The organism is Pseudomonas paeninsulae (assembly GCF_035621475.1).
Classification (GTDB): domain Bacteria; phylum Pseudomonadota; class Gammaproteobacteria; order Pseudomonadales; family Pseudomonadaceae; genus Aquipseudomonas; species Aquipseudomonas paeninsulae.
Map to the genome: position 1 here is coordinate 1,253,034 of NZ_CP141799.1, position 21,781 is coordinate 1,274,814.

At 57.9% G+C, this 21,781-nt stretch carries 18 protein-coding genes; 7 read left to right on the plus strand and 11 right to left on the minus strand.

What is annotated here, in order from left to right:
- Nucleotides 1-28: 28 nt before the first annotated feature.
- Nucleotides 29-943, plus strand: coding sequence for a LysR family transcriptional regulator (locus VCJ09_RS05725; RefSeq protein WP_324733499.1), 915 nt, complete (start codon nt 29-31; stop codon nt 941-943).
- A gap of 844 nt (nt 944-1,787) precedes the next feature.
- On the opposite strand, the gene betA is transcribed toward VCJ09_RS05725, so the two are convergent.
- The 3 genes from betA to VCJ09_RS05740 all read right to left on the minus strand — a co-directional run bounded on the left by betA (nt 1,788) and on the right by VCJ09_RS05740 (nt 7,151).
- Nucleotides 1,788-3,479 (minus strand): choline dehydrogenase, encoded by a 1,692-nt coding sequence (gene betA, locus VCJ09_RS05730; RefSeq protein WP_324733500.1) that lies wholly within the window; start codon nt 3,477-3,479, stop codon nt 1,788-1,790.
- Nucleotides 3,480-3,496: 17 nt separating this feature from the next.
- Nucleotides 3,497-5,575, minus strand: coding sequence for a choline BCCT transporter BetT (gene betT / locus VCJ09_RS05735; protein ID WP_324733501.1), 2,079 nt, complete (start codon nt 5,573-5,575; stop codon nt 3,497-3,499).
- Nucleotides 5,576-6,224: 649 nt separating this feature from the next.
- Nucleotides 6,225-7,151 (minus strand): LysR substrate-binding domain-containing protein, encoded by a 927-nt coding sequence (locus VCJ09_RS05740; RefSeq protein WP_324733502.1) that lies wholly within the window; start codon nt 7,149-7,151, stop codon nt 6,225-6,227.
- Nucleotides 7,152-7,550: 399 nt separating this feature from the next.
- Between VCJ09_RS05740 and VCJ09_RS05745 the strand changes: the two genes are divergently transcribed.
- Nucleotides 7,551-8,678 (plus strand): TauD/TfdA family dioxygenase, encoded by a 1,128-nt coding sequence (locus tag VCJ09_RS05745; protein ID WP_324733503.1) that lies wholly within the window; start codon nt 7,551-7,553, stop codon nt 8,676-8,678.
- A 1-nt stretch (nt 8,679) separates the two neighbouring features.
- Nucleotides 8,680-9,264, plus strand: a complete 585-nt coding sequence (locus VCJ09_RS05750) for an HD domain-containing protein (protein ID WP_324733504.1) — start codon at nt 8,680-8,682, stop codon at nt 9,262-9,264.
- A 274-nt stretch (nt 9,265-9,538) separates the two neighbouring features.
- Here the strand turns inward: VCJ09_RS05750 and VCJ09_RS05755 are convergent, their stop codons facing one another.
- Nucleotides 9,539-10,489 carry a helix-turn-helix domain-containing protein gene (locus tag VCJ09_RS05755; RefSeq protein WP_324733505.1) on the minus strand — a complete coding sequence of 317 codons (951 nt, stop codon included), beginning with the start codon at nt 10,487-10,489 and terminating at the stop codon, nt 9,539-9,541.
- Between the two features lie 120 nt (nt 10,490-10,609).
- Here VCJ09_RS05755 and VCJ09_RS05760 point away from each other — a divergent pair, with 120 nt between their 5' ends.
- Nucleotides 10,610-11,236, plus strand: coding sequence for a cysteine hydrolase family protein (locus tag VCJ09_RS05760; RefSeq protein WP_324733506.1), 627 nt, complete (start codon nt 10,610-10,612; stop codon nt 11,234-11,236).
- 461 nt (nt 11,237-11,697) lie between these two features.
- Nucleotides 11,698-11,841, plus strand: coding sequence for a bacteriocin immunity protein (locus VCJ09_RS05765; RefSeq protein ID WP_324733507.1), 144 nt, complete (start codon nt 11,698-11,700; stop codon nt 11,839-11,841).
- A gap of 113 nt (nt 11,842-11,954) precedes the next feature.
- Here VCJ09_RS05765 and yiaY read toward each other — a convergent pair whose 3' ends face one another.
- Nucleotides 11,955-13,103, minus strand: coding sequence for an L-threonine dehydrogenase (gene yiaY / locus VCJ09_RS05770; RefSeq protein WP_324733508.1), 1,149 nt, complete (start codon nt 13,101-13,103; stop codon nt 11,955-11,957).
- A gap of 104 nt (nt 13,104-13,207) precedes the next feature.
- Nucleotides 13,208-14,760 (minus strand): IS3 family transposase gene (locus VCJ09_RS05775; RefSeq protein WP_324730598.1). Its coding sequence is split into 2 segments (ribosomal slippage): nt 13,208-14,298 and nt 14,298-14,760, totalling 1,554 coding nucleotides; the frame shifts between segments, so codons are not numbered across the junction.
- Between the two features lie 375 nt (nt 14,761-15,135).
- On the opposite strand from VCJ09_RS05775, the gene VCJ09_RS05780 reads away from it, so the two are divergent.
- Nucleotides 15,136-16,688, plus strand: a protein-coding gene (locus VCJ09_RS05780) for an IS3 family transposase (protein ID WP_324730516.1) whose coding sequence is annotated in 2 segments (ribosomal slippage) — nt 15,136-15,598 and nt 15,598-16,688 — 1,554 coding nt in all. Because the reading frame shifts where the segments join, the coding sequence is not laid out codon by codon here.
- 887 nt (nt 16,689-17,575) lie between these two features.
- On the opposite strand, the gene VCJ09_RS24715 is transcribed toward VCJ09_RS05780, so the two are convergent.
- The 5 genes from VCJ09_RS24715 to VCJ09_RS05800 form a co-directional block, all read right to left on the minus strand.
- A complete protein-coding gene (locus tag VCJ09_RS24715; protein ID WP_407693012.1) occupies nt 17,576-17,833 on the minus strand; it encodes a YHYH protein in 258 nt (85 codons plus the stop codon).
- A 6-nt stretch (nt 17,834-17,839) separates the two neighbouring features.
- A complete protein-coding gene (locus VCJ09_RS05785) occupies nt 17,840-18,355 on the minus strand; it encodes a hypothetical protein (protein WP_324733509.1) in 516 nt (171 codons plus the stop codon).
- A 275-nt stretch (nt 18,356-18,630) separates the two neighbouring features.
- Nucleotides 18,631-19,455: an MFS transporter gene (locus tag VCJ09_RS05790; RefSeq protein ID WP_324734605.1), complete on the minus strand. Its 825-nt coding sequence runs from the start codon at nt 19,453-19,455 to the stop codon at nt 18,631-18,633.
- The gene (locus tag VCJ09_RS05795) at nt 19,409-19,801 is read right to left on the minus strand and encodes an MFS transporter (protein WP_324734743.1); all 393 of its coding nucleotides are present in this window, start codon (nt 19,799-19,801) and stop codon (nt 19,409-19,411) included. Before VCJ09_RS05795 ends, VCJ09_RS05790 begins: the two co-directional genes overlap by 47 nt.
- A 131-nt stretch (nt 19,802-19,932) precedes the next feature.
- On the minus strand, nt 19,933-20,307 hold the full coding sequence (locus VCJ09_RS05800; protein ID WP_324733510.1) for an RcnB family protein: 375 nt from the start codon (nt 20,305-20,307) through the stop codon (nt 19,933-19,935).
- A 316-nt stretch (nt 20,308-20,623) separates the two neighbouring features.
- Between VCJ09_RS05800 and VCJ09_RS05805 the strand changes: the two genes are divergently transcribed.
- Nucleotides 20,624-21,568, plus strand: coding sequence for an IS1595 family transposase (locus tag VCJ09_RS05805; protein WP_324730843.1), 945 nt, complete (start codon nt 20,624-20,626; stop codon nt 21,566-21,568).
- Nucleotides 21,569-21,781: the final 213 nt, after the last annotated feature.

Consider the following 21,781-nt stretch of genomic DNA (forward strand, 5'->3'; position numbering starts at 1 on the left):
CAGAATGAAAGCGTGCCGGGGGATATCTATGTCGTCGCCAGATCTCAACTTGCTGATCACCCTGGATGTGCTGCTCGCAGAAGGCAGCGTTGCGCGCGCCGCGCAACGCCTGCGGCTGAGCCCCTCGGCCATGAGCCGTGCCCTGGCGCGGCTACGTGAAACCACCGGTGATCCGCTGCTGGTCAGGGCTGGACGCGGCCTGGTGCCGACGCCGCGGGCGCTCGAACTGCGCGAGCGGGTCAGTCAGCTGGTGCAGGACGCGCAGGCGGTGCTGCGCCCCGTGGAGTTACTCGATCTGCAGCAGCTCGAACGGACATTCACCTTGCGCACCAGCGACGGCTTCGTGGAAAACTTCGGGGCGCGCCTGATTGCCCGCATCGCGACCGAGGCGCCCTGCGTGCAACTGCGCTTCGTGCAGAAACCAGACAAGGACAGCGCGTTGCTGCGCGAAGGCAGCGTTGACCTGGATACCGGTGTGGTCGGCGCCGCGACCAGCCCGGAACTGCACACGCGGGCGCTGTTTCGCGACCGTTTCATTGGTGTGGTGCGCATGGGGCACGCGCTGAGCCAGGGCGATATCACGCCGGCCCGCTACGCGGCGGGTCGTCATGTGCTGGTCTCGCGGCGCGGCCAGGACCTCGGCCCGGTTGCCGAAGCGCTAGCGGCGCTTGGCCTGCAGCGGCAGATCGTCAGCATCGTCGCTGGCCTGTCCGCCGCGCTGTCCCTGGCACGCGCCAGCGACCTGATCGCCACCGTCCCCGAACGGCATAGCGGCAATCTGAGCGGCGGCATGTTCAGTTTTCCCTTGCCGTTCAGCACACCGGAAATCACGGTTGCCCTGCTCTGGCACCCGCGCATGAATGCCGATCCAGCGCATCGCTGGCTGCGCGAATGCGTGCGGGACGTCTGTACGGCGCAGCTCAGTAAGCCTGCGGCGCGATAACGAAACCATTGCCTCAGAAGGGGTCTACCAGGGCGCATCCAGAGTTAGTCTGGCCGGTCGCAGCCGGTCACGAATGAGCGAAACCGGCCAAAAGTGGCTTGCCTGTCCTATAAATAAATCTGTCCTCGTTTTTCAGTTTCCTTGAGGAAGGTGATGAGTTTGCCCCTCACCTGGGCGCTCAACAGTTCGTCCTTGATCTTGAAAAGCTCTCGCATGACCCCAAGTCGCCAGCTTTTTCTGAATACCGATCGGCCTACGATTAGTCGCTCGAAGGTATGTTGCGCTTCGGCCTCCAGCTGACCAGTGGTACTGACCTGCTGCTGTGTGTATTCGTGCACTTTGCAAGCTTGCGGTTGCCTTGCCGGTATGACTGGCACTTGGGCGCACCCTGTTCTCGCGTCGACGGCAAGCAAGTTCAAGCATGAGTTCAGTGTAGAGGTCGGCTCCAGGCGTTTCGTATCGCGGGTGCCCCTCGGGGATGGGATGTCCATAGTGACCTCGTGATTCGATTGCTGTTGTATTCAAATGTGGAGGCCGTGCTGGCGCCTGTCTGTCTGTTAACGAACACAGACGGCTACTCGTAGGCGTTGTCACACACCCTGGAAAAAAGCGATGTTCGCGACCGTCACTAAACGGCCCAAATCCGCCTGTGACTGCCCTGCTTGAGTACGACTGAAAAGCTCCGCTGTGATTGAAGTTGCCTCCCTCAGAGGAGCCCAGGCGCGGTCAGCCCATACGCCGCTGCCCGGGCATAACACTGACCCCAAGGGCTATTCCCGGTTAAGCCAGCGCATGATCGGCGGGGAGATCCTGCCTGGGCCAGTACATCAGTTTGCCCTGCGGGCTAACCGCCAACCGGCCCTCGTTCGCGCTGATTCTCTTGCCACCCAGGAACAACGAATACCGGTGCATCCGAAGGTTTGAGCAGCGCTCTGCCGAGAATGTGATCTGCGGCCTTCTCGCCGATCATGATGGTCGGTGCGTTGAGGTTGCCGTTGGTGATGGCGGGCATGATGGATGAGTCCACCACGCGCAGATTGTCGATACCGTGGACGCGGCACTGGGGATCGACCACCGCCATCGGGTCGGTGCCCATCCGGCAGGAGCCGCAAGGGTGATAAGCCGTTTCGGCGCTCTTGGCCAGCCAGTCGTCAATCTCGTCGTCGCTCTGCACCTGCTTGCCCGGCGAAAGCTCCTCGCCGAGGAAAGGCCTGAAAGCCGGTTGGGCGAATATCTCCCGGGTCAGGCGCAAGCCCGCGCGAAAGGCCTGCTTGTCTTCCTCTTCAGCCAGGTAATTGAGGAATATCTCCGGCGCGGCAGCCGGGTCGCTGGACTTCAATCGCACGTAGCCCCGGCTCTTCGGCTTGTTGGCGCCCATATGCACCTGAAAACCGTGACCCTCGGCGGCGCTGGAACCGTCGTAGGCGATGGCCCCGGCGAGGAAGTGATATTGCAGGTCTGGATACTTGAGACCGGAGCGGCTGCGGATATAGCCGTTGGACTCAAACTGGTTACTCGCGCCCAGGCCACTCTTGAAGAAGAACCAACGGGCACCGATCAGCAGTTGGCCGAACGGGTTGAGCCAACCATTGAGGGTGATCTTCTGGGTACAAGCTTGCTGAACCCAGACCTCCAGGTGATCGTGCAGGTTCTCGCCGACGCCAGGCAGGTCGTGAACCACCTCGATGCCATGTTTCTGCAGTTGTTCGGCGGGGCCGATGCCAGACAGCATCAGCAGCTTCGGCGAATTGAAGGCGCTGGCGCAGAGGATCACCTCGCGCCGCGCCTGGACCCGAAGTGTCTTGCCCTGCTGGCGATATTCGACCCCAACCGCCCGCTTGCCTTCCAGCAACACCCGAGTGGTCAGGGCATGCATCTGCAGGTGCAGGTTGCCCCGATTCAAGGCCGGTTTCAGATAGGCATTGGCGGTCGAGCTGCGCACCCCGTCCCGCACGCTCATGTCCATCCGGCAGAAGCCTTCCTGGCGGTAGCCGTTGTAATCCTCGGTCTGGCCATAGCCTGCCTGACGACCCGCCTCGATGAAGGCGCGATACAGCGGGTTCTGCATATTGTTGCCGTTGCACACCCCCACCGGCCCGCCACTGGAGCGGTACTGATCGGCGCCATACAGACAGTCTTCGGCCCGCTTGAAGTAAGGCAGTACGTCGGCGTAACCCCAACCTTCGGCGCCCAGCTCCAGCCATTCCTCGTAATCCCCGGCGCAGCCGCGGACGTAGGCCATGCCATTGATCGAGGAAGAGCCGCCGATCACCTTGCCACGCGCCTGGTGAATCTTGCGCCCCTTGAGGCCCGGTTCGGCCTCGGTGTACAGCTCCCAGTCGAAGCGCGGTTTATTCAGTGGGATGGAAAAGGCCGTGGGCATCTGAATGAAGATCGAGTTGTCCTTGCCGCCGAACTCGAGCACCAGCACCTGGTGGGTGCCATCGGCGCTCAAGCGGTCTGCCAGCACCGAGCCGGCGGAACCGGATCCGACGATGACGTAATCGAAGACCTGATCGAAGGCTTGCTCACTCATGACTTGGCTCCTTGGCGTTAGCGACCGGCAGTGGCGGGATCGTCGGGCATCCTGGTCTCGCGGCCCGGCATCTCCCGCTGGGTATGCAGGAAGAACATGTGCCGCTCGTATTGATCGAGAATGTCGCCGATCACCTGCTCCTTGGTATAACCGGCCAGATCGTAGCCTTGGCCACCCTCGCCAATGTGTACTTCCTGGCGGTAATAGTGCGAGCCGGCACGGGTCGCGCGCATGGCAAATGCCGGCATGGCACACCGCCGCGGCCAGATCTGGTAGGTGAAATCCTGCTCGCCGCCCAGGTCCACGTTCAGTTCAAGGTGCTCGTCTTCGCCCGTCACCTCGACGACCTCCACCTTGAAGCCTTTCTCGGCCAGCACCTCATGGATTGACTCCATCGCCGGCTTGCCGACCTCGCGCAGGAAACGTTGCACCTGTTCGTGACTAGGGAAGCTCATCGCCCGGGCCAGTCGCTGCCGCCAGTTATGCGCGCCGCCTTCATCGAGCATGGTGCGTCCAGACAGGTAACCGGCCATGCTGCCGCGAAAACTGTCTTCCTTGAGCCCTTCGATCTTCAAGGCCTTGTACAGCCCCAGCATCATCAAAAACAGCGTCAGCGCAAAGGGCAGGCCCATGATCACTACGGTGCCTTGCAGCGCGCCGAGGCCGCCGGCCATCAACAAGGCCAGGGTCAACACACCAATGATCGCGGCCCAGAGCACCCGCATCCAGGCCGGCGCATCGCTGTTAGGGTCGCGCAGCACCGAGGTCAGGTTGGACAACACCAGCGAGCCGGAGTCGCCCGAGGTGACGAAGAAGACGATGGCCAGAATGGTCACCACCACCGTGGTCAAACCCGCCCAGGGGAAACTCTGCAGAAACAGATAAATCGACGAGCCCGGATTGTTCATCGCCTGCACACCAAACTCCGCGACGCCGCTACCGGTCATCACCAGATCGAGAGCGCTATTACCCATGATCGACATCCACGCCATCATGAACGTCAGCGGCAGGATCAGGGTGCCGGCGACAAACTGGCGGATGGTCCGACCGCGGGAAATGCGGGCCAAAAACAATCCCACAAAAGGCCCCCAGGCGATCCACCAGGCCCAGAAAAATACCGTCCAGGCATTCAACCAGTCGGTTGGCGGATTGAAGGCGTAGGTGTTCAGCGACAGGCTGGCAAAGTGACTGATGTAATCACCAACGTTCAACACCAGGGTGTTGAGCAGGAACAGGGTTTTACCGGAGAACAGTACAAACAGCAGCAGTAGCATGGCCAGCAGCATGTTGAACTCGGACAGGCGGCGAATGCCCTTATCGACCCCGGTTACCGCCGAGATGGCGGAAAACACCACGATCAGCACCGCTAGCACCGCCTGGGTGAGCGTGCCCTCGGGAACATCGAACATGTAGTTGAGGCCAAAATTGAGCTGAATGATGCCGATGCCCAGGCTGGTCGCGATACCGAAGACCGTACCCAACACGGCGGCGATATCCACCGTGTGGCCGATGACACCATTGATGCGTTTACCGAAGATCGGGTATAGCGCCGAGCGGATGGTCAGCGGCAGGCCATGTCGATAGCTGAAGAAGGCCAGCGACATACCGACCAGCGTGTAAACACCCCACCCCGAAACCCCCCAATGCAGGAACGTCAGCTCCATGGCATGGCGAGCGGCTTCGACAGTACCGCCTTCACCCACTGGCGGCGCCAAAAATTGCGTCACCGGCTCGGCGATGCAGAAGAACAGCAGATCGATGCCGATGCCCGCGGAGAACAACATGGCCGCCCAGGTGACCACATTGAAGTCAGGGGTCGAGTGGGCCGGGCCGAGCCTCAGATTACCGAAGCGCGACAGACCAATACAGATGACGAACAGCAAATACGCCACCACCGAAACGAAATAGAACCAGCCAAAGGTGTCGGATATCCAGGCCAGGATGGTATTGATCACCGCATTGGCCGACTGGGTGAACATCATGGTCCAGAGGGCAAAGGCCACGATCCCGATGGCAGAGCCATAGAAGACGATCGGATTGATGCGGTCCTTTGGTTCAGCTGGTGTCGCTTGCGTGCTCTCGGATTCGTTCGACATGCCAGTCTCCCTAAGCAGCAGCCCGTGCCCTGCAGCCTAGGCATGACCAACGGTTGTCAGGTCAAATCGGCTCACGCTGGCACTCGGAAAAACGCCCCGGACGACAGCCCGGTAACAGACCTAACGATAGTCAACATTATCCAGCCATGGCGAATGACTCGCGGGCACGTGCGGGTTGCTTGTACTACTCGCAGTTAGAAAGCCGGCAAATTTTCGACCCAGAACATGAGCCAAGAGCTTGTGCAGACACGAAGAGCTCGCCCTGCTCAAACCGGGAGCGCCTTAGTCATGTGACCCACGCTGGCCCTTGGTTGTAAGCCAGCACCTCCCGGCATCGGTGCACAGCATGGGGAAACATGTCGGCTGCGCTTCGTGCAGAAACCAGACAAGGACAGCGCATCGCTGGCTGCGCGAATGCGTGCGGGACGTCTGTATGGCGCAGCTCAGCAATCCTGCAGCGCGATAACGAAACCATCGCCTCAGAAGCAATCTACCAGGGTGCATCCGGAGTTAGTCCCGGTCACCAATGAGCGGAAACGACCCGGCGGTAGGTGGTCGGTCAACAAGAGCAATACTGTGTGGATGAACTTATTAACTATCTGCGTTCCGTGCGTGCATTGGAGAAGCAATCGCAGGTGATCAAACAGCATCAGTCCGTAGAGTTCGAATCCTCCAATGAGGATTTGAACCATTCAATTACGGGCCTTATAACCGAGTTTTGTTGGTGGCGTGTGCGGAGGATATATCCGTGATCCTCTCGCAAAACCGTGGGCCCCAACCGCAGTAGCAGTCCATCATTTACCGCTTGTTCCACCAATGCACCCCACGCGAGCGTGAGTCCTTGGCCTTGTATGGCGGCGTTTAATAACAAGGGATAATTGTTAAAAGTGAAGCTGCTCTTCTCATCAATGATCCCAAAGCCAGCCGACTCCGCCCACCTTGTCCAATCCAGCCATCGAGGATTGCGTTCATCCATATGCAGCAGCACGACTGACCCCAAGTCCTTTCGGGTAATAATCTGGCCCAAGCCATGTCGTCTGGCAAACGCTGGACTGCAGACTGGAAAGACTAACTCGGGCGCAAGTGTGATCTCAGTACCCATATGCGAATTTCGCTTACCGAAGCTGATAGCAATGTCCACATCGTGAAGATTGGAGCTGTCGTGCTGGTCTATCGGCAGCACCTGGAAACGCAAACCAGGGAAGGTCTCTTTTAGTGTTTGTAGCCGAGGCAGCAACCAGAGGTGTGAAAAACCAAAATTAGCCGCAATCGTGATCAAGGGCACATGATTGGAGAACCCGGACTGGACGCGCTCTAACGCCGAATGCAGATTCGATAACAAGGGCGAGATGTCGTGATACAGACGCTGGCCGCCTTCGGTGGGCCTGAGTTGATTGCCGGATCGATCCAGCAACGCACCGCCCACAGACTCCTCCAGGCTCCGTATTTGCTGCGAAATTGCGGGCTGGGTGGTTCCTGTTTCCTTTGCCGCAGCGGTCATTGAACCCAGCCTTACCGCTGCCTCAAATGCGAGCAACGACTTCATTGCAGGAACCCTTTTTTTCTCGCTGCTCATAAGTTTTTTGCATGCCCCGCATAAGATTCTAGTACGTATCCCCCAGCCCTGTAGCTGGCTAGTCTTGGGCTCGAACCGACACCCAATACAATAACTGTGCGGTCATCCTCACACACAATTTTGTTCGCTGCCACGCCCCAACAAACAACCGTCGATTTAACCGGTACGCGGAGAAAAATCATGCATAAGGCCCTGCTTTGTTTAGCGTTTTCTGGACTGACTGTCTCGTCTTTCAGTGCCTTTCCGGCTCGTGATGCCGGGCCACGCATCCCGTGGTCACTTCGATATTTGAGGTAACCGGTATTAGAAAAATTCATGCTTGGAATACCTATTCGGGGCGTTCCCGGCCACTGCATTTTTTCCAAAAATGGCTGCATACAAACGCGCAGGACACCCGACATGCAACGCTCAGAACTGAAATTCCAGCAAACGCCTCCGTCCGTAAAGCTCTTAACTGACTCGAGCGAATTCGACATTCCCGCGTTATGGCTCCGAGAAAAAACTCAGCACGTGGATTCAACGGATGCGGTCACGAAACAACGCCTTTTTGACTCCCACCTCATTGATCCTGAGGTCGAATTGGTGAGCCTAGAGAAAATCTCACTTGAATTAGTGCGCCTAGTGTTCAGTGACGGCCACAGCGCCACTTATTCAACTGCGGTTCTGTTGGCTGAAATCCACGACGATGATCACTGTCCAGAACTCGTCAGTTGGGACAGTGGGCTTGATCAACGCTTGGTGCGGCATGATTGGCGTGGGCTCGATAGCGATAGCGCGTTCGAAGCGGCGCTTACAGCGTACTTGAAGTACGGTTTTATTATACTAAACAACGTGCCTAACACCCCTGAGCAGGTGCTTGATGTCGGCGCTAAGTTTGGTTATGTAAAGGAAACCAATTTCGGGAAATATTTCGAGGTCTATTCAAAGCCACTGGCTATTGATCTTGCCTACAGCAGCGTTCGATTAGGCCCGCATACGGATAATCCTTATCGAGACCCGGTGCCTGGGATTCAGCTATTGCATTGCCTTGTCAATGAGACAACGGGTGGACTATCCACGTTGGTCGACAGCGTGAAGGTCGTTGATGCACTGATGCGCGAAGACTTGGCTGGTTACCTGTTGCTTAAAAACACGCCTGTCCGGTTTCGCTTTGTCGACAAAGGCGTTGAGTTAACAACCCGACGGCCAATGATCAACACCGATGAGGCGGGGAAAACATTAGGGGTGCACTACAGTCCTCGTCTCGATAGCTTGCCACTGCTGGGTGAGCGTGACGTGAAAACATTTCACAAAGCTCGCAAGCGACTTGCCGAGTTGTTCAATCACCCGGACTACGAACTCAAATTCCGTCTGCAAGCCGGTGAGCTGATGCTGTTCGACAACAGTCGAGTCCTGCACGGCCGGACGTGCTACGACCCCACCGAAGGACACCGTCACCTGCAAGGGTGCTACATCGATCTAGATGGGCCGCGTGAACGCTTCAGCGAGATCGCTAAACGACTAAAGTCAATCGAGGAGGCTGCTTAAGATGCAACAGGTCGATTTTATCCGTATGAAAGATGGGACTTTCGAGGAATATCACTTCCTCGAACATCTTGAGAGTGAATTCAATAAAGGGCTGGCTGATCGTATTTTGAATGCATTGCAGGGGTTGGCCGGAACGCTTAGCGGCTACAAGGTCAATCGGCTGGAGCACTCGTTACAAACAGCTGCTCGCGCTGAGGCTGATGGCGCCGATGAGGACATGATCGTTGGGGCTCTCATCCATGACCTGGGTGATGATCTGGCTCCTTACAATCATTCCCAGTACGCCGCCTCGATTATCCGGCCCTATGTACGCGGAGAGGTCTCGTGGGTGTTGCATCACCACGGGTTGTTTCAAAATTTTTACTATGCGCACCATTTCGGTGGTGATCCAAATGAGCGAGATCAGTACAGAGATCATCCTTGTTTTCAGCTGTGCGTGGACTTCTGTGAGCGCTGGGATCAGGCGTCTTTCGATCCAGATTACCCCACCCCCCCTCTGGAGTATTTCGCTCCTATGCTTAGGCGTATTTTCGCTCGTAAGCCTTTCGCCCCCGAAGTCTTGATGACGGAGTTTTCGTTGGAGTAGGAGAGGAGTGCTGCTGACAAGTGTGTCGGCAGCGTTTTTCCGAAGGGCTTCAATTTGTAAGGGCTGCAATTGACTGGCTTAGTCGATGATGGTCGCTCTACTGACCCTAAGCTGCCGGTGAATACCGGCAGGGATCGACCCAAAGTGAGCATTCGGTAAGAAAAATAATTTTGCCCCCTTTATCTAAGTTGAATGCGTCAACTACTGCAGATCCATGGACCCTGTCCACTCTGTACAGCAGCAGAACGCGGCTTTTCCAAACGCGCAAGTCGATTTAGCGTTCCCTAAAGCTCTGCCGGTAACGGCTGGGGGAGACACCCAGGCAGCGGCCGAAATGATGGCGCAAGGACACTGGCGAACCGAAACCGGCCAACGCGGCGATGTGGTCTATGGACTGCTCGGTGCTCTCCAGCAGGCGTTGACTCAGGGCCAGTCGCTCGGCCAGCAGCCAGTCGCCTACCGTGCCCCCGGTGAGTTGACGGAAATGCCGAGTGAAGCTGCGCCGACTCATCAGCACCTTGTCCGCCAAGCTGTCCAGACTGTGCGCCTGATCTAGATTGGCCCGCACCCAGTCAAGCAGATCGCTGAGGCGGTCATCGCGGGCCGTCGCTGGCAGCGGCTGCTCGATGAACTGTGCCTGACCGCCCTGGCGATGGGGCGGCACCACCAAGTGCCGCGCCACCCTGTTCGCCGCTTTGGCCCCATAGTGCTGACGCAACAGATGCAGGCAGCAATCGATGCCGGCGGCGGTGCCGGCCGAGGTCAATAGCTTGCCATCGTCGACGTAGAGCACGTCGGCATCCAGATGCACCGCCGGGAAGCGCTCGGCGAACTGCTGCGCCCAGGCCCAGTGGGTGGTGGCCTGGCGGCCATCGAGCAAGCCAGCCTCGGCCAGTACGAAGGCGCCCAGGCATAGCCCCGCCAACTGAGCGCCGCGCTCATGGGCGGCGACCAGCGCATCGAGTAACGCCTGCGGTGGACGCACGGCCGGGTCGTGCCAGCTCGGTACTATGATCGTCTGCGCATCACACAAGACCTCCAAACCATGCTCGACGGCCAGCTCGAAACCAGCGGTAGTGCGCAGCCGGCCCGGCTCGGTCGCACACACCAACAGCTGGTAGTGGTGCTCGCCGGGCAAGGACTCGCCGAACACCAGGCAAGGCACAGACAAGTGGAACGGGCTGATCTGGTCGAACGCGATCACGGCGACGCGATGGGGCTGCATGGCTGGGGCACTGATAGAGACTTGGCCCGATCTTAGCGCAGTTTGACTATCGGGCCACTCACGGTCGGTGCCGGCGCCGGAGAACAATCCGTCGCAGCCCACCCACTAAGGAATCGCGACATGAAGCAACAGCCGAAACGCGCACTGATCGTAATCGACGTGCAGAACGAATACGTCAGCGGCAACCTGCGTATCGAATACCCGAACATCGAGCTGTCCCTGGGCAACATCGCCAAGGCCATGGACGCCGCCCACGCCGCCAACATTCCGGTAATAGTGGTGCAGCACTTCGCCGCCGCCGACTCGCCGGTATTCGCCCGCGGCAGCCAGGCCGCCGAGCTACACCCGCTGGTGGCCGAACGGCCGCGCGACCACCTGATCCAGAAGGCCATGGCCAGCTCCTTCGTCGGTACCGATCTCGGCCAATGGCTGCGCGAGCATGAGATCGACACCCTGAGCGTGGTCGGCTACATGACCCAGCACTGCGACGACTCGACCGTGCGCCAGGCCCACCACGAAGGCTGGCAGGTTGAACTGCTGCACGACGCCACCGGCTCGCCGCCCTACCGCAACAACCTGGGCGCGGCCAGCGCCGAGGAAATCCACCGGGTATTCAGCATCGTCATGCACACCGGCTTCGCCGCAGTGGTCAGCACCGATGAGTGGCTGGCCGCCCTGGACAGCGGCGAAATCCTGCAATCGGACAACATTTACCTGTCCAACCAGCGCGCCATCCGCGACCGCTGAGCCATATCCTCGGGCCGCGCACGTTCCGGGCGCGGTCTTGCTTCAGCCGGCGAGGCGCCTGACCGGGCCAGCCGCGCCTGCAACGCTTCCAGTTCGGCCGACTCGGCCTTCTAGCTGGCATGGATACCCAGGCCTTGCCCGGCGAAGCGCGGGATTGCGGAAAAGGGGACAAATTTATTTTCGTATCCTATCGTCCGATCCTGATCGATTTCTGGCCATCACTACAGGTCGCTTCGGGTCGACTACTGTCATTCGTGACTGCCAGCCACCGACCCAGGCGGTGTAAAAACGTTTTTCAGCGCGACTGCTATCCAAAACCAGGCTGAAAATCACGCGTCTACGCAAAATCTACATCTGCTCACCTGCCGATAAATTTCAGGTTTAACGTAGACGCGCACACTTCAATTTTGTCGAAGCGTTTTTACACACTCCGGACCCATAGCTGTCAGTGACGATCGACAGTGATCGGCCAAGAGCGGCCTTTGAGTCCAAGGCGCAGACCGACCAAGCTTGTGCACCACTTCAACAGTATCTGTGAGCATCCAGCAGGCTCCGACTTGATCTTCTGCACAGAAGACGATTCAGACGAAGGTATCGAATGGTGAGCTACTAGGGCTTGCCGGGGTTCAAAGTCGAGTAACCCGTGAAGAACCAAAAAAAGCCCCGCACTTCAACCGAAGGCGGGGCTTTTGATCTGGCTGGCGTCACTTCACATCGGTTACATCGCGGTATGGAAAATCTGCTCGATCTCGTCCTGGTTGGCAGGACGCGGATTGGTAAAGCCGCAGGCATCCTTCATGGCGTTGGTTGCCAGGATCGGGATATCGTCGGCCTTGGCGCCCAGTTCGGCGAGGCCGCTCGGAATACCGACATCCGAAGACAGTTTACGGATGGCGGTGATGGCCGCGGCGGCGCCTTTTTCCGCATCCAGATGCTGGGTGTCGACGCCCATTGCGTTGGCGATGTCTTTAAACCGGGCCGGGCATACGCTGGCGTTGAAGCTGGCGACATGGGGCAGCAGGATCGCATTACAGACACCGTGGGGCAGGTCGTAGAACCCACCCAGTTGGTGCGCCATGGCGTGGACATAGCCCAGCGAAGCATTGTTGAAGGCCATGCCGGCAAGAAATTGCGCGTAGGCCATATTTTCCCGGGCGGTCATGTCGTCACCCTGGGCAACGGCAGTGCGCAGGTTGGCCGAGATCAATTCCACGGCCTTGAGTGCACAGGCATCGGTGATCGGCGTTGCGGCAGTCGACACGTAGGCTTCGATAGCATGGGTCAGCGCGTCCATGCCGGTGGCGGCGGTCAGGCCTTTTGGCATGCCTGCCATGAGCGAAGGATCGTTGACCGACAACAGTGGGGTGACGTTACGGTCGACGATGGCCATTTTTACGTGCCGGACTTCGTCGGTAATGATGCAAAAACGGGTCATTTCACTCGCCGTGCCAGCGGTGGTATTGATCGCGATCAACGGCATCTGTGGCTTGGCGGATTGATCCACGCCTTCGTAATCACTGATGTGCCCACCGTTGGCGGCGCACAGGGCAATGCCCTTGGCGCAGTCATGGGGTGAGCCGCCGCCCAGGGAAATAATGAAATCACAGTCGCTGCGACTAAGCAGCTCAAGGCCTTTCTCGACATTGCTGACCGTCGGATTCGGTTTGGCGCCGTCAAACAGGGTGGAGTTGATGTCCTGCTGAGCCAGAAGGCTGGCTACCTTGGCGGCCACGCCGGCTTTGGCCAGGCCCGCATCAGTGACGATCAAGGCTTTACGGAAACCATATTTGCGGATTGCGAGCATCGCGTCATCGAGACTGCCAATGCCCATCATGTTCACGGATGGAATGAAGAAGGTGCTGCTCATGATAAATCCTCTTTTATTCTGGAAACCCGGAAATCAGGTGAGGTCTTCTACTCATATCGCAGGCTGCGGCGTTTTGCAAGGTAGTTGTCGCGTCAGCCGTGTTTTTAAGCTGCTATTTTCAGTGCCGGCTGCTCCCTTTCCGGGTTGAGTGTGACGGCGCCGATAGGTTGCCAATTTCGCGTTGCACCTGACCAGCGATGCGGGTGTTTATGACGGGCTTGCTGGTACAGCGCATGACGCTTGGCTAGCACTTCTTGATCCTCTCCACGATGGCGCTGTGCCGGGGTCACGAAGCGGATGCGGCTGTGGCGGTGCTCATGGTTGTACCAGCGGATAAAATCGCGCACCCAGCTGCGTGCTGCGTCCAAATCGGCAAAGCCATCCTGCGGCCATTGCGGGCAGTATTTCAGGGTTCTAAACAGCGACTCTGAGTAGGGATTGTCGTTGCTCACCCGCGGTCGTCCGCGCGATGGGGTGATGCCCAGGTCGTACAACTTACTCAGCAGCGTCACCGATTTCATCGGCGCGCCGTTGTCCGAGTGCAGCACCAAGGGTTGGCCCGCGCAGCGCTCGCCGAGCACGGTACGCTGCATCAGTTCGGCCGCACGCTCGCCGCTTTCTTGCTCGTAAACCTCCCAGCCCACGGCCTTGCGGCTGTAGATATCCTCGATCAAGTACAGGTAGTAATACTGCCCGCGCACCGGCGATTGCAGGTAGGTAATGTCCCATGACCAGACCTGATTGCTCTTCCTCGCACTGTGCGTGGTCGGCGCGGCGTGCTTGTGCGGCGCATGGCTGCGGCCACGTTGGTGCAGCTGATCAGCGGCTTTCAGCACGCGGTAAAAGGTGGCTTCTGAGGCTAGGTAGCGACCTTGATCGGCCAGCCTTGGCACGATCTGACTCGGCGGCAAGCTGGCGAATGGCGGGCTGTTGCAGGCATCCAGGATGGTGCGGCGCTCCTCAGCACTCAGGGCATTGCTCGGTCGCGGACGTAGTGTGGTCGTACGCACATCGGCCTGTATGACAGGTGTCAGCGCCCAGCGTTGCAGGCTGCGCAGCGACAGCCCGATCTCTGCACAGGCAATTGCCTTGCGTGCACCAGAAGCAACGGCATGGTTAAAGCGTTCAACGAGTTGTTGCCGTTCTGGCAGAGAGGTCAAACGTCCTCGCTGTCGTTTCCCCAGAAGGCATTCATCTTTTTTCGCAGCACCAGGATGGCGGCGGTTTCCGCCAACGCCTTGTCCTTGCGTCGCAGTTCACGCTCCAACTCGGCGATGCGTTTCTTGTCGGCGCGCGCCTGCTCTCGATCAGCCTGACGCTGTGCCTGGGCAGACAGCTGGCCACTGATGCAGGCTTGGCGCCACGCGTTGAGTTGTTCAGGGTACAAGCCCTTGCTACGACAGTATTCGCTGAGCTCGATCTCGCTCAGGGTGGCCGCGTGCAATACCGCTGCGAACTTGGCTTCAGCCGGCCAGTCATCGGCGTTTTTCTTGTCTCCGGGCACTACCGCGCCTCCCGCTTTGAGCTTCGTGCGCCAAGCATACAGGGTGGCTTGGGAGATACCTTCTTGACGCGACAACTCGGCCACGGACATGTTTTGCGGCGGCAGTAATTTACGGATAAGGGCAGCTTTACGCTCAGGTGAATAGCTCGACATTACAGCTCTCTTTGACGCCCCCGATCTATCGTTTTGATAAATCAGCTCAGGCGACAACTAGCCTGACACCGGGGGGCTGTGAGGCTCGTCTGATTGTCATCATTGACGAAGTTCAGCGGGAGTCGTGCTGCATCAAGTGTTCAGGCGAACAGTGTTTTAAGATGCAGAGGTGGATGGGCCATCGCAGCCGGTATCTTTTGATCATGGGATTGAGCCTAAACCTATGACGCCAGACTGGAATGGTCCTTTAGCTTTCATTGGCACCACCTTTAGTACTGGGAGGTAATGGGCCCCGACAAGTCCCCGGTGTCAGGCTAGTTGTCGCTTCGGCTGATTTATCAAAACGGTAGATCGGGGGCGTCAAAGAGAGCTGATATGTCGAGTTATTCACCTGAACGTAAAGCTGCCCTGCTGAACAAATTACTCCCGCCACAAAACATGTCTGTGGCGGCGTTGTCGCGCCAAGAAGGCATCCCCGAAGCGACGCTGTATGCTTGGCGCACCAAGCTCAAAGCAGGAGGTGCGGTGGTGCCTGGAGACAAGAAACAAACCGATAATTGGCCGGCTGAAGCCAAGTTTGCAGCGGTGCTGCACGCGGCGTCCTTGAGTGAGATTGAGCTCAGTGAGTACTGCCGCAGCAAGGGTTTGTACCCTGAGCAAATCAGCGCATGGCGCCAAGCGTGCATCAGCGGCCAGCAGTCGGCCCAGGCTCAGCGTCAAGCCGAGCGCGAACAAGCGCGTGCCGACAAGAAGCGCATCGCAGAGCTAGAGCGCGAACTGCGGCGCAAGGACAAGGCGCTGGCAGAAACCGCCGCCATCTTGGTGCTACGAAAAAAGATGAATGCCTTCTGGGGAAACGACAGCGAGGACGTCTGACCTCGTTGCCAGAACGGCAACAACTCGTTGAGCGTTTTAACCATGCGGTGGTTTCGGGTGCGCGCAAGGCGGTTGCCTGCGCTGAGATCGGGCTGTCGCTACGCAGCCTGCAACGCTGGGCGTCTACGCCGGTGGTGCAGGCTGATGTGCGCACCACCACGCTACGCCCACGACCGTTGAACGCCCTGAGTGAGTGCGAGCGCAGCGCGATCTTGGCTGCCTGCAACAGCCCGGAATTCGCCAGCCTGCCGCCCAGCCAGGTCGTGCCAAGGTTGGCCGATCAAGGCCGCTACCTGGCCTCGGAGGCGACCTTTTATCGCGTCCTTAAAGCAGCCGATCAGCAGCATCGACGTGGCCGCAGTCATACACCGCACAAGCATGCCGCGCCGACCACGCACAACGCTACGAAGGCCAACCAGGTCTGGTCGTGGGACATCACCTACCTGGCTTCAAAGGTGCGCGGGAAGTATTACTACCTGTATTTGATCGAGGATATCTACAGCCGCAAGGGCGTGGGCTGGGAAGTCTACGAACAAGAAAGCGGCGAACTGGCGGCCGAACTGATGCAGCGCACCGTACTGACTGAGCGCTGCGCCGGCCGGCCCTTGGTGTTGCACTCGGATAACGGCGCGCCGATGAAATCAGTGACGCTGCTGAGCAAATTGTACGATTTAGGCATCACCCCATCGCGCGGGAGGCCGCGGGTGAGCAACGACAATCCGTACTCAGAGTCGCTGTTTAGAACCCTGAAATACTGCCCGCAATGGCCGCAGGATGGTTTTGCCGATCTGGACGCAGCACGCAGCTGGGTGCGCGACTTTATGCGCTGGTACAACCACGAACACCGGCATAGCCGCATCCGCTTCGTGACCCCGGCGCAGCGGCATCGTGGCGAGGATCAAGAGGTGCTGGCCAAGCGTCATGCGCTGTACCAGCATGCTCGCAATCAACACCCGCATCGCTGGTCGGGCGCGACTCGAAATTGGCAACCTATCGGCGCTGTCACACTCAATCCAGACAGAGAGCAACCGGCACTGAAAATAGCAGCTTAAAAACACGGCTGACGCGACAACTACCTTGCAAAACGCCGCAAGTCCGGCGCGAGACCTGTGGGAGCCGGGCTTGCCCCAATGCCAGTCAGTTAAGGATATTCAGGTGAACTTTCGGTGAACTTCACACCGGTGGCGAGGGAGCTTGCTCCCGCGGGGGGGGCGCGCATCGGCATGTCTTGGCTTTGAGCGACTGGGTTGATGACTTGGTCAGACGCATACGGATCAATCGACAGGCAGAAATCGACCCAGGCTGTGTGAAAACGTTTTCATGCGCTTCAGGTGCCAAAAAGCGAGTCGAAAACAGCGCATCTACTCCAAATCCACATCTGCTGACGTGCCAATAAAGTTCAGATTTAACGTAGGGACGCACACTTTAATTTTGGCGAAGCGTTTTTACACAGTCTGGACCCAGAGCGGTCTGTGGCGACGGGCTGAGATCGGCCAAAAGCGGACGGTTGTCCCACAAATAAAGCGCTCCCATTTGTCAGTCCATTTTTTCAAACGGACACAGAAAAAAGATGTCCAATTCGAAGCAACTTTCACGCACAGAATAGTTATTGAATGAGCGAGCACCTCTAGCAGCGATCAATTGGATCGCGAAAGATTTGCCGCATTTTAACGCTCTCCACCAATTTTTCGAGCCATTATGGACGTGCAAAAAAGTTTGCGACCACAGAGGCTGCGCTTCCGGGAGTACCTAGCCCTGACGACCTAGTGATAATGGCCGGCGTGGCCTTGCCGAAGCGTCACAGACCGCGCTTCCATTTTCGAATATGCAGCCTGCCTGAGCGGCAAGACAACCTAGGATAGCGTTCGAGCCAGCGGCTCCTGCGTGATAATGGTAGGGAAGATTTTCACCGCTATGCCCGTTGCAACTGTCCAAAGCCTTAGGGACGGCGTCCCGATACCATGAAATGCGAGAAAATTTGATAGCCATCCATTGCAATGCCGATCTGTGTGCCATGCGCAACCGCAGACGCACCCTGCAAATCTCTGTGGGTGGTCGGCGCACGCGGCAGGCAGTCCGTGACGGCATGATAGTGGTACCCGACATGCGTGTTCACATGGCCGCCGCAGTCATCGAAGGGCGCTATGGTATGTGCGCTGAGGATCGCATCGAGCGGTGCGGGGCCGACCCGGCGCATGCTATTTTAGGCTACGCCGGACCCGTAAGAATTTGTCGGTTGCGGCCGGCCGGAGGCTTGGGGTTGCAAAGGGATCACGTAGGTCATGGTCGCATCTTTCTGCATATATTCCGGCAGACACTGTACGCAGTAATTCTGATAGGTCGGATCAACATAGGGGCGCGCAGCCGCTTCGCAAGCCTCCAATGATCCAGTGAAACGGACGTTACCCGTCTCGGGGTCGAACAATTGCCATGCAGTGTCGCCACAGAATTGCGCAAGGTTTGAGATGACGGCTGCGTCCACATCGTAGACCTCCCCATCGTGCATCCAGATGCCGCCAGCTTTGGCGCCGTCCGCGATATTGCCGGGGCACCAGGGGCCGGGCGTATAGCTTTTCGGGTCTGCTTTGACCGTGATCGGATAACAGCTCGTCACGCTGCCCCTGACAATGTGCAGTCGACGATTTTCGGCTCGCCAATCAGTCTGGCACCCTCGAGAAAGCGGGAATTTCAGGAATGGTCGGTGGTGAAGTTTGCGCAAGGGGCGCCGTTCCACAGGCCAGCATTCCTGCAATGAGGACCGATGCCCGGCCATAGCCTATAAGGTCTGCCATGTCGTGTCCCTCGTATTTCGAAAGGTGCCAAGGGACTACAGCCATCATCCATTCGGGATAGGTTAAGCAGCCATTCACTACAAGCAGATCCAGAGCCAAAACTGACCTTGGTGGAATACTGAAATCTTTCCCGTTAAACAAACGTCGTTAGAGCCTAAGAAGTCCGGTGTGAATCATAGTAGTCGTTTCTTTACGAGCGTATTCAAGCTTGCTGCGCATTTTGTACACCCCTTCCATTCCACCAAACTAACAGGTAGATCAACGTGGTGACGCTCCCTGCAACCGCCATTACTGTGAAGACCAGAGCGGCTTGCCCCGGCATGAACTCCAACAGTGAGGTCAGAAACTGGCCCGAGAAAATAGCCATCGACAGGTAGGCAAAATTGCGGCCGCGGCGTGCGGTGGGTGTGCGCTCCACTGTCATGTGGTTGACCAGCGGAATCGAGAAGCCGAACCCTATACCGGAAAAAAGGGCTCCGAGACTCATTAGCTTCATGTCCTCGGCGAGTCCGAACAGGATCAAACTGACCGTGATGCTTGCAAAGGCCAGCGTCAGGGTGATGTTTTCGCCGATCTGTCTGGCAATCCGAGGCAATAGCATGGCCGCTACTACCGCTACCAATGAGATGGCAGCAAGAAAGAGGCCGATTTGCATCTCGCCCAAGCCCATGCCGGATAACTCTAGTGGTAGCAACACAATGGGCGTGAAGAACAACATCATCGCTGCTGCGGCTGCCAAGTACACCCATACCATGCCAATACCAGAGTCAGAGGATGTATCTGTCGCTATGCCAGCTTGTTCATCTGAGGGGGTGCGACGGGGTACCCATGCGCGCAACATCAACAGCATGACCCAAGCCAGCAGGTAGATCGCAAAGGGCCAGTACCAGCCGATCCCGGCCAGAATGCCGGCGGCCATTAGGAACAACACACCACCTAGCTCGATAGCCATGCCTTGCTGGGCGAGCATCTTCAGACGCTCATGCCCCTGATACCAATGCGAGATAAGGCTGGTGCCAGAGACCATCACCACAGCTGTAGCGCCTCCCAATAATACGCGGTCGGCAAACACCAGTGCCGGGCCTGCCAGCTATGCCCAGTAGACCATAGCTGGCTAGACCAATTTGCAGCGCTGTATAGGCACCAACACGGTCTATCAATCTCCCAGCCAGCGGCGCAAAAAGAATCACACCCAGTGCTGGGAGGGTGACCAGCCAGCTGGCGTGGCTACTCACGCCCAGAGCAGAAGAAATGATGGCCAAACCGGGCGCTACTACCGTACCCACCATGATGATCAGGCAGGCCACGGCCAGCAGTGTGAAGCGTCCGCGTGACGAGAGAGAACCGGGGAGGGGGTTGGGCTTTTCAAACATGAGCATGAACCTTGTTTGATGAGGTCGCGGTGGGTTTGAATCGCCGCTAGTCACACGCCGCTATCCCTCTGTATTTTTAGATGCCCATGCATTCTGTTGAAAACCCGCATCAGCGGGCTTTCTTATGACAGTCAGTAGCCGGTGAGAATGTTAATGATCACGCCAGTGCCGACGACAACCAGCACATAATCGCCGTTGATGCGCAACCAACGATGGTTCTTCGGTGGAGCAGGCAAGTGGCGCGACCGCCAGTCCGTCACCCAGTAACGATCGGCGCGATAAGTTTTAGCGACGAGGTGGCCACGTTTCCACTGGGAATGAGGCACGGGCATGCCGGGCTGTGGACGGAAGCCCGGGTCACGATAGCTCTGTTTTTTGTCCGGCCCATTGTACTTCTGTTGATTACTCTGATGCTGGTGGTCCTGCGGCGTTCCGGGTTGAGCAAAGCTGGCCAAGGGAGCGCTGAACATAAGCGCGGCGCAGATCACTGAAAGTGTCTTTTTCATCTGATGGTGGTCCTGTACTTGTGAATGACCGGCCAAAACGTTGTCGATGCCGGGTGCGATGGTGTTATCAAATCACAGTTTCAGGGGTGTAAACCTCAGGCTAAGGTAAAGGTCCGGTAAAGGTATGTAAGGACGACCTTCACACCGATATCTGCCTGTCACCACAGACCGCTTCTGGCCGATATCTGCCTGTTGCCATAGGCCGCTGTGGGTCCAGGCTGTGTGAAAACGTTTCCTGATTACGTACCAAGCTCAGTTGCTTCATTGGAATCCCCTGCTACGGTTAACTGTATGAATAACCAGCAGCAGGTGTCCCATGGCCCGCAATCAGGTTCAATTCCAGCCCGGTCTTTCGCTCACTAACTTCCTTAAGCACTACGCAACCGAGGAGCAGTGTCGCGAAGCGCTCTTCAAGCTACGTTGGCCAGCCGGCTTCATCTGCCCCGAGTGTGGCCATCAGGGCGCCTGCTGCCAATTGGCACGGCGGCTGTATCAGTGCAACCGCTGCCATCATCAGGCCTCGCTGACCGCACGGACGATTTTTGACAGTACCAAGCTCCCTCTGACCACCTGGTTCCTGGCGATCTACCTGCTGACTCAACGCAAGAACAGCTTGTCGGCCTTGCAGCTCTCGCGTGAACTGGGCGTGAGCTACAACACGGCCTGGCAGCTCAAGCACAAGATCATGCAGGTGATGTTCGAGCGCGAACGGAACACGGTGCTCAGTGGTCGCATTGAAGTCGATGATGCCTATCTGGGTGGTGAGCGGCCGGGAAAGCGCGGTCGCGGCTCGGAGAACAAGGCTCCCTTCATCGCGGCGGTGCAGACCAGCGCAGAAGGTCACCCTCAGTATTTGCAGCTACGCCGTGTACGGGCCTTCACGCTCAAGGCGATCGGCAGTTACGCGCAACAGTCGGTGGCGCCTGGAAGTACCGTATTCAGCGACGGTCTTGCGTGTTTCCGGGCTTTCGATGCGCGGGAGTGCCAGCATTTTTCCATCGTGACAGGGAGTGGCCGGGCCAGTGCCCAGCATCCGACCTTCAAGTGGGTTAACACCCTGCTGGGCAACGTCAAAAACGCCCTGACCGGGACTTTCCATGCGTTCGATCTCAAGCATGCTCCGCGCTATCTGGCCGAGTTCGAGTACCGCTTCAACCGGCGCTTCGATCTTGGTGCCATGATAGAGCGGTTCAGTTATGCCGCATTGAGGACACCGCCTATGCCTTACCGGCTCCTCAAGCTGGCTGAGGTTTATGCGTAATCAGGAAACGTTTTCATGCGCTTCAGGTGCCAAAAAGCGAGTCGAAAACAGCGCATCTACTCCAAATCCACATCTGCTGACGTGCCAATAAAGTTCAGATTTAACGTAGGGACGCACACTTTAATTTTGGCGAAGCGTTTTTACACAGTCTGGACCCAAACCGGACAGTCAAGATAGGCGGCCAACGCCCAAAACTTGCAGGCCTGAAGGTAT

What these genes read in the sequence shown, in the direction of transcription:
- VCJ09_RS05800 (WP_324733510.1), bottom strand. Translation starts at nt 20,307, where the DNA reads ATGAAAAAGACACTTTCAGTGATCTGCGCCGCGCTTATGTTCAGCGCT.
- VCJ09_RS05790 (WP_324734605.1), bottom strand. Translation starts at nt 19,455, where the DNA reads ATGGTCTCTGGCACCAGCCTTATCTCGCATTGGTATCAGGGGCATGAG.
- VCJ09_RS05750 (WP_324733504.1), top strand. Translation starts at nt 8,680, where the DNA reads ATGCAACAGGTCGATTTTATCCGTATGAAAGATGGGACTTTCGAGGAA.
- VCJ09_RS05760 (WP_324733506.1), top strand. Translation starts at nt 10,610, where the DNA reads ATGAAGCAACAGCCGAAACGCGCACTGATCGTAATCGACGTGCAGAAC.
- VCJ09_RS05755 (WP_324733505.1), bottom strand. Translation starts at nt 10,489, where the DNA reads ATGCAGCCCCATCGCGTCGCCGTGATCGCGTTCGACCAGATCAGCCCG.
- VCJ09_RS05740 (WP_324733502.1), bottom strand. Translation starts at nt 7,151, where the DNA reads ATGAGCAGCGAGAAAAAAAGGGTTCCTGCAATGAAGTCGTTGCTCGCA.
- betT (WP_324733501.1), bottom strand. Translation starts at nt 5,575, where the DNA reads ATGTCGAACGAATCCGAGAGCACGCAAGCGACACCAGCTGAACCAAAG.
- VCJ09_RS05725 (WP_324733499.1), top strand. Translation starts at nt 29, where the DNA reads ATGTCGTCGCCAGATCTCAACTTGCTGATCACCCTGGATGTGCTGCTC.
- betA (WP_324733500.1), bottom strand. Translation starts at nt 3,479, where the DNA reads ATGAGTGAGCAAGCCTTCGATCAGGTCTTCGATTACGTCATCGTCGGA.
- VCJ09_RS24715 (WP_407693012.1), bottom strand. Translation starts at nt 17,833, where the DNA reads ATGCGCCGGGTCGGCCCCGCACCGCTCGATGCGATCCTCAGCGCACAT.
- VCJ09_RS05795 (WP_324734743.1), bottom strand. Translation starts at nt 19,801, where the DNA reads ATGTTTGAAAAGCCCAACCCCCTCCCCGGTTCTCTCTCGTCACGCGGA.
- yiaY (WP_324733508.1), bottom strand. Translation starts at nt 13,103, where the DNA reads ATGAGCAGCACCTTCTTCATTCCATCCGTGAACATGATGGGCATTGGC.
- VCJ09_RS05745 (WP_324733503.1), top strand. Translation starts at nt 7,551, where the DNA reads ATGCAACGCTCAGAACTGAAATTCCAGCAAACGCCTCCGTCCGTAAAG.
- VCJ09_RS05805 (WP_324730843.1), top strand. Translation starts at nt 20,624, where the DNA reads ATGGCCCGCAATCAGGTTCAATTCCAGCCCGGTCTTTCGCTCACTAAC.